Here is a 9,165-nt window from a genome sequence, read left to right on the forward strand (position 1 = left end):
CCCCCCCTCCTCAAAAAGAACCATTAAGTGACTTATATTGGGAAAAATACTCTTATGATACAAATGAGGATATAAAAAATAGAATATCAAAGCCTTATGCGTTAGAAGCCCCTCCTTATGAAATAAAAACCCCTTCAGGACAAACTCAATTTGATTGCAGTGATCCCTCTATTTCCCCAATGTCAAAGTTAGGTGACTATGGGCGAGATTATAGAATTAAAAAATAGAGTTTCTTTTTCATATTCTTATTATTCATTGAAAAAATAAAAGGTAAAAATGAGCCCAAAAAATACTCTCCATTTATTAAAAAACACACGTGCCTTAACTAACCCACACGACAAATAACAGTGAAATAAAAACAGCATAATGATTAATAAGGATAAGCCATGTTCGTTAAATTATTAAAATTACCTTTTGTGATTATTATTAGCACCACCTTACTTTCTGGCTGTTTATCATTAAAAGAAAAAGCCACAATTAAAGCGGAACAAGATAAAATTGAACAGCAACGCCAATTAGAGGAATTACGAAAAACATTTAAACCTCCTGTAGTTATTTACCGTATTGACGACCATCGCTTTTTTACCCTCGAAGAATTTAATGAAAAACGCGAAGGCTATACGTTTTATAACAACACACAAACTCAAGCTCACTTTAAAGTGTATAACGGTTCGGCATGTAACTTTCGTGGCCGTTTAATTTGGGTTGCACAATCTGATGAGTATATTGCTTTTCCTGCTGTGGATAGTAATTGGGAAGGCTGTGCAGGACGTCGAGATGCCTGCCAAAGCTCGATTTTACGCTATTATAGAGGTGAGCTGGTTCCATTAATTAGGCCTTTGGGAAATAAAACACTTAATCCAGTTCATGAGACCACCTACTTTACTATTGTGGTCACAGATACTGATTTTTATATTGGCGAAAGTTCTAATTCTTCTACCTTGGCATATCCTTTAGATAATTTATATTGGGAAAAATATCCCTACCCTACTCTTGAGGAAGTAAAAAAACATATAGGAAAATCTTTTGTTAAAGAAGCGCCCAATCCAGAAATAAAAACTCCATCAGGACAAACTCAATTTGATTGCAGTGATCCCTCTATTTCCCCGATGTCAAAGTTAGGTGACTATGGGCGAGATTATAAAATTAAAAAATAACATTTTTATTATTCATTAAAACTAAATAATATTATTTAATATTTTTACTTAGATTTAAAAGGTAAAATAATGAGCCAAGATAATACAAAAACAACCCGGTGGTTAAAACCCAAAGAATGCCTTGATGGTATCCAAGAATGGAAATCAAGCACTCATGCCTCCAATATAGGTGGAGAAATTCATGTTAAACCTCATTTACCCGGCATTATTATTTTTGTTCATGGAGTTAATTCAGAAGGGGAATGGTATGAAAATGCCGAAAGATTTTTGTGTGAAGGGCTCAATAAACGATTAAATCTCCCTGAAAAATCCAAATTAAAACCAAATAAATATTTTCAAAATGAATTTCAAGTAGATAGTAATAATATTGAAAATAGTCGCTATAATATAGAGAATAACTCACATGAAATAAAAGAACTAAATAATTCCCCTATTATTCGTTTTTATTGGGGATACCGCGCTAATGATAATGAAGTAGGGAAATATAATATTCCATTAAAAAATAAAAAAGGAGATAGTCACCTTCGATTAAAAAAAAATATTATAACAAAACCAGATGATGATAAAAATTCAGAAGAAGAGGATTTTATTAAAGCAAGTTATCAAGAATACTCCACCTTATCTGTACCCAAAACAGATCATTATGACCCATACTTTCCACTAACTAGCGCTAAAGAAAAAAGTTTATTTATTTCTCAAAAATTATCTCAAAGATATGGTCCTTTCTATTGGAATGGTGGTCCTTTTCAAAATGGGACTAATCAATTATTCAGTTTATGGAGCGAATGCGGTTTCTCTGGAAGTGTAGCAGCTTTTATTGATTTACAATGGTTTAATCCTGAATCAGATCGATTATTAACAGACAGTCCTCCACGCAATTACTATGCTCATGCCGTGGAAAGACTGTCGAAATTGATCGCAATGATCCGAGAGTATAATCCTCACGATACTATCAGTGTGATTTCCCATAGCCAAGGCACCATGATTGCCTTAGCCGCTGCTGCCATTGAAGCACCAGATGCACTTTTTGTGTTAAATTCTCCTTATGCTTTACATGATTACAGCTTAAATGCTGTCTCTTATCCTCTTAGTGAACAAATTAGTGCTGAACAACGAGAAGCTACCCTTCAGGCTATTATTAATAAGGTGGCTGAAAATAAAGATAAACTTAAAAATCATCCCTGTGGGTATAAAGGCCTTGTTGTGGGGCTAAATGAGGAGGGAAAAAGTTGGTCTCCTAAAGATAAAATTCGAAAAGTAAATGATAACAATGCGACCTCACAAGACTGCTCAGTTAAATTAACTGAAAATAATTTTATTCAAGAAAGAGATAACCATGGAAGAACCTATATCTATTGTAATCCTCATGATCGTGTGATGGGATCGGGTCCCCTTCGTAGTATTGGCTGGAATGGTATTCCTAATATATTTAATTGCGAAACAAAACAATATTCTTTCTCACCATTTTTTACGAGCCAAGAAGAATGTACATTATATATCCGTATATTAGGTAGAAATATGCCTTGCGGAGGCCCTCCAGATTCACCGACAGATGCCAATAAAAGTACTATTTTTTGTGATCACAAAAGCCAATATTGTGATGGAACCTCTTTTTGGGAAAATAATACTAAGCCAAAGCATTATTTGACATGGCCCAAACCCGATAAGAATACCAAAATTTATATTAATGGTCCCGAAGTACCTAACCCCATCCAAAGTAATGAAATGCTAGAATTTGATGAAACTTATACAAATGGTATTACTGATTTTAAAACCGCAAGCGAAAACAAAGGATTATATGGGTATGGGTTTGGTCAAGTTCATCCGAAAAAAAATCAACCTATTGATTCTGACTATTATTATTTAATTGATTTTTATGATTATGATCGGATCCAAGTATCTTTAACTGATGAAGAGAAAAAAGCACGTAACGACGATCCTAATCTTCATGCAGGTGAAAAAAATGATACTCTTCGGTTCGAAACACTAAAAGAGAGTCGTGATCGGTTTCGTACTTATATACAACGAGGCACTGACCATAGTTCATTACCTAAAGATGAAAATTTTTTAAAACGTGTTGTCGCTTATGATTTACCGATTGGTTATTGCGAAACAGGTAAATCTCCAGAAAAAATGAATAAATTAAGAAAGTTTGCTGATTGGCAGAGTGGTTTAGATGATTATATGGTAAGTGGAAAATTAACTCCTTTCGATATGCCCGATATTATAAAAAACCCTTTAAATAAAAAATAATTTCCACTTAAATTAAAAACCTGAAATAAGCTAATAATTAATAAGGATAAACCATGTTAATTAATTTATTTAAATTACCTTTTATTTTTATTATTAGCACTACCTTACTTTCTGGCTGTTTATCATTAAAAGAAAAAGCCACTATAAAAATGCTAGAAGATGATTTAATTCATCTACATTCAATTCTTGAAGAAGCCAAAAATCTGGCACCCCCCAGTATTATTTATCGTATTGATGAACATCGTTTTTTTACACTAGAACAATATAACCCGAAACGAGGAGGAATGACTTACTACAACAATACACAAAAAGGTATTCATCAAAAAATTCTGGATTCGTCAGCCTGCCGCTATAAAGGTCGATTAATTTGGCCAACTGATAGAGACGATGCTTTCGCTTTTCCTTCCGTACTGAGTAGCCGATATAGTCAATGCGTTGGAACAAAATATGGATGCATCAATATTATTTTAGTCACATTAAATGGAGGAAAAAAATTTGCTCCTACAAATGCCGGTTTTGGTATTACAACTTATGATCCTGAATATTACTCTGCTAATTTTGATATTATTGTCACATCAGATGGCTTCTATTTAGGTAAGTCTTCTTATAGACAACAAAATGATGAACTTGATTCCCCTTGGTGGCGTGTATTTTATTTTTCATCGACTAAATTAAATTATGTTCATGATAATTGGGGAGAAGAAAAAAATCCGCCTAAAGGGCTCAAAACACCCTCCGGACAAACTCGTTTTGATTGTAGTGATCCAGCTATTTATCCTATATCAAAATAAAGGAAGATTTTATGAATAATAGTGATAATAAAGAGACTACTCGTTGGTTAAAAGAGAAAATGTGTCTTGATGGTTCTTACTATTGGCAATCCTGTACTAATGCAACAAATATTGGTGGTGAAATACATGTAAAACCTAATTTACCTGGGATCATTATTCTTGTTCATGGTGTTCATTCAGAAGGAGAATGGTATTCCACTGCGGAAGAAAATATATGTAATGGATTAAACGAAAGATTAAACTTAATCAACACACCTTATGAACTAACAGCTAACGAGTATTATCAACCTACTTTTTTATTAGATAAAAACAATATTGACGACAGCCATTATACTTATGAAGAGCCTATTCGAATTTTAAAAAAAAGAGGAAATTCCCCAATTATTCGATTCCATTGGGGATATCGCTCAGATGATGATAAATGGGATGACTATAAAATACCTTTAAAAAATATAGCGGGCGAAAGTTATCATCAATTAAAAAATGCAATAGTTAATCCAGAATATAGCTCTGCCGATCAAAATAAATGGACATTAGAAGATAAAGAAAAATATCGTATTGCTGAAGAGTACCAATCACTCTCATTTAAAAAACGTAAAATATTTATTTATGAAAAATTAAAAGATAAAGGTCCATTTTTATGGGAAGGTGGTCCATTTCAAAATGGTTGTAATCACCTTAAAAGTTTATGGAGTGAATATGGCTTTAGTAGCTGGCCTAAGCTATGGGCAACAATTCCTTTTCCTGCTCCATTTCCTATACCAGTTAATATTCAAGCATTTAACCCTGAAACAGATACTTTACTTACTTCTTCGCCATCTCGACAATATTTTGCTCATGCAGCAGGACGGCTAGCCAAATTAATAGCACAAATAAGAAAGAACAATAAAGATGACACCGTCACTGTAGTTTCTCATAGCCAAGGTACTATGATTGCACTAGCTGCTTGCGCAATTGAAGCGCCAGATGCACTATTTGTATTAAACTCACCTTATGCCATAGAAGATAAAACATTAAATACATTTTCTTATCCTTTAAGTGAAAACATTGATAGGGATACAAGAATAACAACGTTAAAAAAGATCATTGATAAAATTGCAGAAAATAAAAACAAACTCAAAAACAATAAAAATAATTTAATTGTTGGATTAACTGAACAGAAAAAAAATTGGACACCTTTTAATACAGAGATAAGTAGAAAAATAAACGTAGAAACACCATCAAAAAAAATTAATAGTATAAAAATAGAGAATGCTGGCACAGTTCAAGAACGAGATAATCATGGAAATACTTATATTTATTGTAATCCTCATGATAGAGTCATGGGCTCATCTCCATTAGAATCAATTGGTTGGAGTGCTATTCCTAATATTACACAACATGGTCAAACACAGCCACATCCTATATTCTCCTCTTGTAAAACTCTATTTGTTCGCATGTTAGCACGCAATACACCTTGTGGAGAAAAACCCGACCCTCAAAATGGTACCTTTACTGTATTTACAGATAAAAATGGAAGGTTTAGAGATGGCTATCCATTTTGGGATAATAAAACAGCCATAATAGATAGTTTTGTATGGCCGGAACCTGAAAAAAATATGTTTCTAAATATTAATGCACCCGAAGTTCCTACACCTATAAAGGATTATGAGCAAAAAAATTTCGATGTTGGTTTTTTAGATAGTGATGAGCCTCCTAAAAAATTTGGAGGTGTTATATATAAAAATAACCAATATGAACCTGTTACTAGAGAATATTATTATCTAAAATATTTATATTCTTATGAGAATCGGATCTTAGTTGAATTAACCGATAAAGAAAAAAATAAATTAAGGAAAGACCCTCTAGCTACACCCAATGAGAAAAATGTATCAAAAAGATATGAAACCATGGATGAAATGAGAATACGTATAAGAGATTATATTTGCCGCCCTAATGATCACGGTACTTTACCTCTAAATGTTCATTTACTACATCGAATCTTAGCCTTCGATTTACCTATTGGGCATTGTTCCCAAGCTAATAACCCGGAAATGATGGCTGAATTACGTCGCCAAGCAGACTGGTTGAGTAATGGTGGTGATGAATATGTGAAAACCGGAAAATTAGATCTTCCTGATATACCAGAAGAAATATCCAATCCCGATTTATCAAAAATTTAATAATTTATTTAGAGAAAATAAAATGAAAAATATCATTCGATTAGGTGATCCAACCTCTCATGGAGGACACGTAATATCATCGAGCTCTACTCTTATTATTAATGGAAAAAAAGCTACGCTTCTTTATGATATTGTCTCATGTCCTCTACATGGGGATAATCAAATCATTGAAAGTAGTTCACATTATAATGAGAATGGTAAAGGTATTGTGTTTGATGGTTGTAAAACACAATGTGGATCTATTGTTTATTCAAGTTGTAATGATATGGAAATATAAATGAAATATTGGATACCTCCTCACAATCCGCCACCTTGGGAAAATAAACCATTCCCATTATTAACTTTAATTAGCTTTATAATATTTATAAATATAGTTTATTTTTTAATTTTAAAATTTTCGTTAAAAATTGATTTTAGAAGCTATATTACGAGTGATGATGGATTTATATTATTTTCAATCATTTTTCTTTTTTCATTATTTTTAGTGTCTATTTATGTCTTATTTTGGGAGATAAAAAAAACACTATATATTTACTGGTGCTTTTGGCAAGCAGATTTATTGACTAAATGGATCAAATCCAAACAAGATAAATTATATTTAATCTATTCAAATATAATATCTCACAACTTAACAACCATTTCTGACTTCAATAACGAAAGTTTATTTGAGAAAGCAGAATCAAACAGTAAGTTAATAGATTTAGAAAGAGAAGATATTGTTGGTGAAGAAAGATTTTTTTATATTGTAAAACTCTTAACAAATAGTATTAAAGATATAGAAATCAGTAAAAAAGAAAAGTATTTTGTTATAATAAATAGTTTATTTGAACAAAGTGACTTTATAAAAGATAAAATAAAATATTTTCTAAATGGCTATCTAATTAATTATGAAATCATCTTTCAAGCCAAACCAAATTACGACAATCAATTTAATGTAATTAAAAATAAAAAATCAATCACACTTATTTTCTCAATAAATTATTATGCATTAAACACTAATGAAAAAAATGAATTTTCAAGTTTAATTATACTCTCCTCTAGTAAAGAAAAAGAATTTTTGACACTTTTTCATCCAATGCCATTTAAAATGGAAAATATAGATGAAAATATTAAAACAATGTCATTAATCCAACAACAACAGAATAAAGATATAAAACAAGTTAATTTCATTGATATTGAAAAGGAAAATTCAAATAATATCATATTGAAATTAAGAAGCGAAAACAGTTATCAATTATCTTTAGAAACCTATACTCAAGGTTACTTTTTTAATGAATATATAGATAATTATAAAGAATTATCTATATATCATTTATTGGCACTCATTTACTTATCAAAATTTAAAGATACTAGTCAGATTTTATTTTATAAATTAGATAAAAACTATTACTGCCAAACAATAGGAGTTCAAAAATCACACATTGAAAATCATTACTTGAATATACCAAAACCATCATTTCCACTAGGTACGCTTCTGGTTAGTTTTTTTGCTCTTACTTCTGTCATTTTTAATAACATAATTGACCACATCGAATTTAACAGTGAAAGAATAATAATTACGTCAGCCTCCTTTCTTTTTACTATCATAATAATTAGTGTAATTAAAAAAATTTATATTAATTTTTACTGGAAAATTCATTTTTTAAAAACGCTTAACAAAAAATGGAATTTATAATGAAATCAAAAATAACACGCTATCTTTCACTCTTTGTCATTATTTCAATAATTTCATTAGCTACAATTGTGTTTTTATTTATTATTTTCAATAAAACATCCATAACAGCAACTCAATCGTACTTAATGATTGGTTCTGTTATTTTCTCTTTAGTTGTACTTTTTTTCCTTTCTCGTTACTTTAAACCCAATATAATTATGGATATTGAAGATAATGATAAAGAAAATAAATTAAATAAAAAAAATGACAGAGTAAATGATTGGAATAAATATATAAAAGAAAATTACTCATTCACTTACAAGTCAAAATTATCAATCCAACTCCTCATCGGCACCTCGACTTCTATCGAAAAACTGACTCCCAATCTAACAACGGACATCTGGCAAGAAAACAACGGCACGTTGCTTATCTATGGTGGCGATATCCATCAAAGTATTGATGAAAATTTAATTCAAGATTTAAAACAACTGCGCCGACGTCGTCCGCTCGATGCGGTTATTTGGGTATCAGAAAATAACTTATCGCAACAACCGCTGGGTCATTCCTTATTTAATCACTTAAATCCGACCAATACAGACACAGCTAGCCGTTATTTCCACCAGCTATTTCGTCAATTACGCTGGCAAGCCCCCATTTGGCTTTGGAATATCAGTAATCACGGTGAAATAACAACAAATGAAGTACCCACAGTCCTTTATTCAGCCCCTTTAAAAGCGACATCTGAAACGCTTTCTAATGACTTAAAAACGCTTTTACCGGCACTAGTGGAACAAGGCACACTAGCTGTCTTGCATAACCCAACACAAACTTACCTATTAGCATTAGCGCGTTTTCTTCAACATGAAGGATGTGAAAAAATCGCCAATACTTTGGCACCGCTTTTATCAGGTTATCGCTCCTTGCCGTTCGCTGGTGTGCTCTTTAGTACACCTGTTGACAATAACGTGTCTGCAACTTTATCACAAAATAATCAATGGACATCCAATCCCCATTGGAAAGCGCTTCTCACGGCAAATTCACACCTTCCCCCTCAACTAAAGGCATCACCTTTAGGGCTAAACTCAAAACGTATTTTGCAATATACCGTTGCCACTGCCATGACACTGTGGGGGATTGGTATGGTGGTT

7 protein-coding genes and 1 pseudogene are annotated in these 9,165 nt (G+C 31.9%); all 8 read left to right on the forward strand.

All coding sequences use genetic code 11. The features are described 5' to 3' along the window. Positions 1-227 (forward strand): hypothetical protein (locus GWI68_RS20135; RefSeq protein WP_208105125.1); only part of this gene is annotated, 227 nt, incomplete at its 5' end. 159 nt (positions 228-386) lie between these two features. Then, the gene (locus GWI68_RS05775) at positions 387-1,157 is read left to right on the forward strand and encodes a hypothetical protein (protein ID WP_166539670.1); all 771 of its coding nucleotides are present in this window, start codon (positions 387-389) and stop codon (positions 1,155-1,157) included. A gap of 69 nt (positions 1,158-1,226) precedes the next feature. Then, positions 1,227-3,410 (forward strand): hypothetical protein, encoded by a 2,184-nt coding sequence (locus GWI68_RS05780; protein WP_166539671.1) that lies wholly within the window; start codon positions 1,227-1,229, stop codon positions 3,408-3,410. Between the two features lie 53 nt (positions 3,411-3,463). After that, positions 3,464-4,201: a hypothetical protein gene (locus tag GWI68_RS05785; protein ID WP_166539672.1), complete on the forward strand. Its 738-nt coding sequence runs from the start codon at positions 3,464-3,466 to the stop codon at positions 4,199-4,201. Between the two features lie 11 nt (positions 4,202-4,212). Continuing rightward, positions 4,213-6,363, forward strand: coding sequence for a hypothetical protein (locus tag GWI68_RS05790; RefSeq protein WP_166539673.1), 2,151 nt, complete (start codon positions 4,213-4,215; stop codon positions 6,361-6,363). A 22-nt stretch (positions 6,364-6,385) separates the two neighbouring features. After that, entirely contained in the window at positions 6,386-6,640 is a 255-nt protein-coding gene (locus tag GWI68_RS05795) for a PAAR domain-containing protein (protein ID WP_166539674.1), read from the forward strand. Further along, entirely contained in the window at positions 6,641-8,038 is a 1,398-nt protein-coding gene (locus tag GWI68_RS05800; RefSeq protein ID WP_166539675.1) for a hypothetical protein, read from the forward strand. Next, a pseudogene (locus GWI68_RS05805) lies at positions 8,038-9,165 on the forward strand (type VI secretion protein VasK); the annotation flags it as partial. The gene GWI68_RS05800 and the pseudogene GWI68_RS05805, both read left to right, overlap by 1 nt.

Origin of the sequence: Proteus sp. G2669 (assembly GCF_009915245.1) — a bacterium.
Classification (GTDB): Bacteria; Pseudomonadota; Gammaproteobacteria; order Enterobacterales; family Enterobacteriaceae; genus Proteus.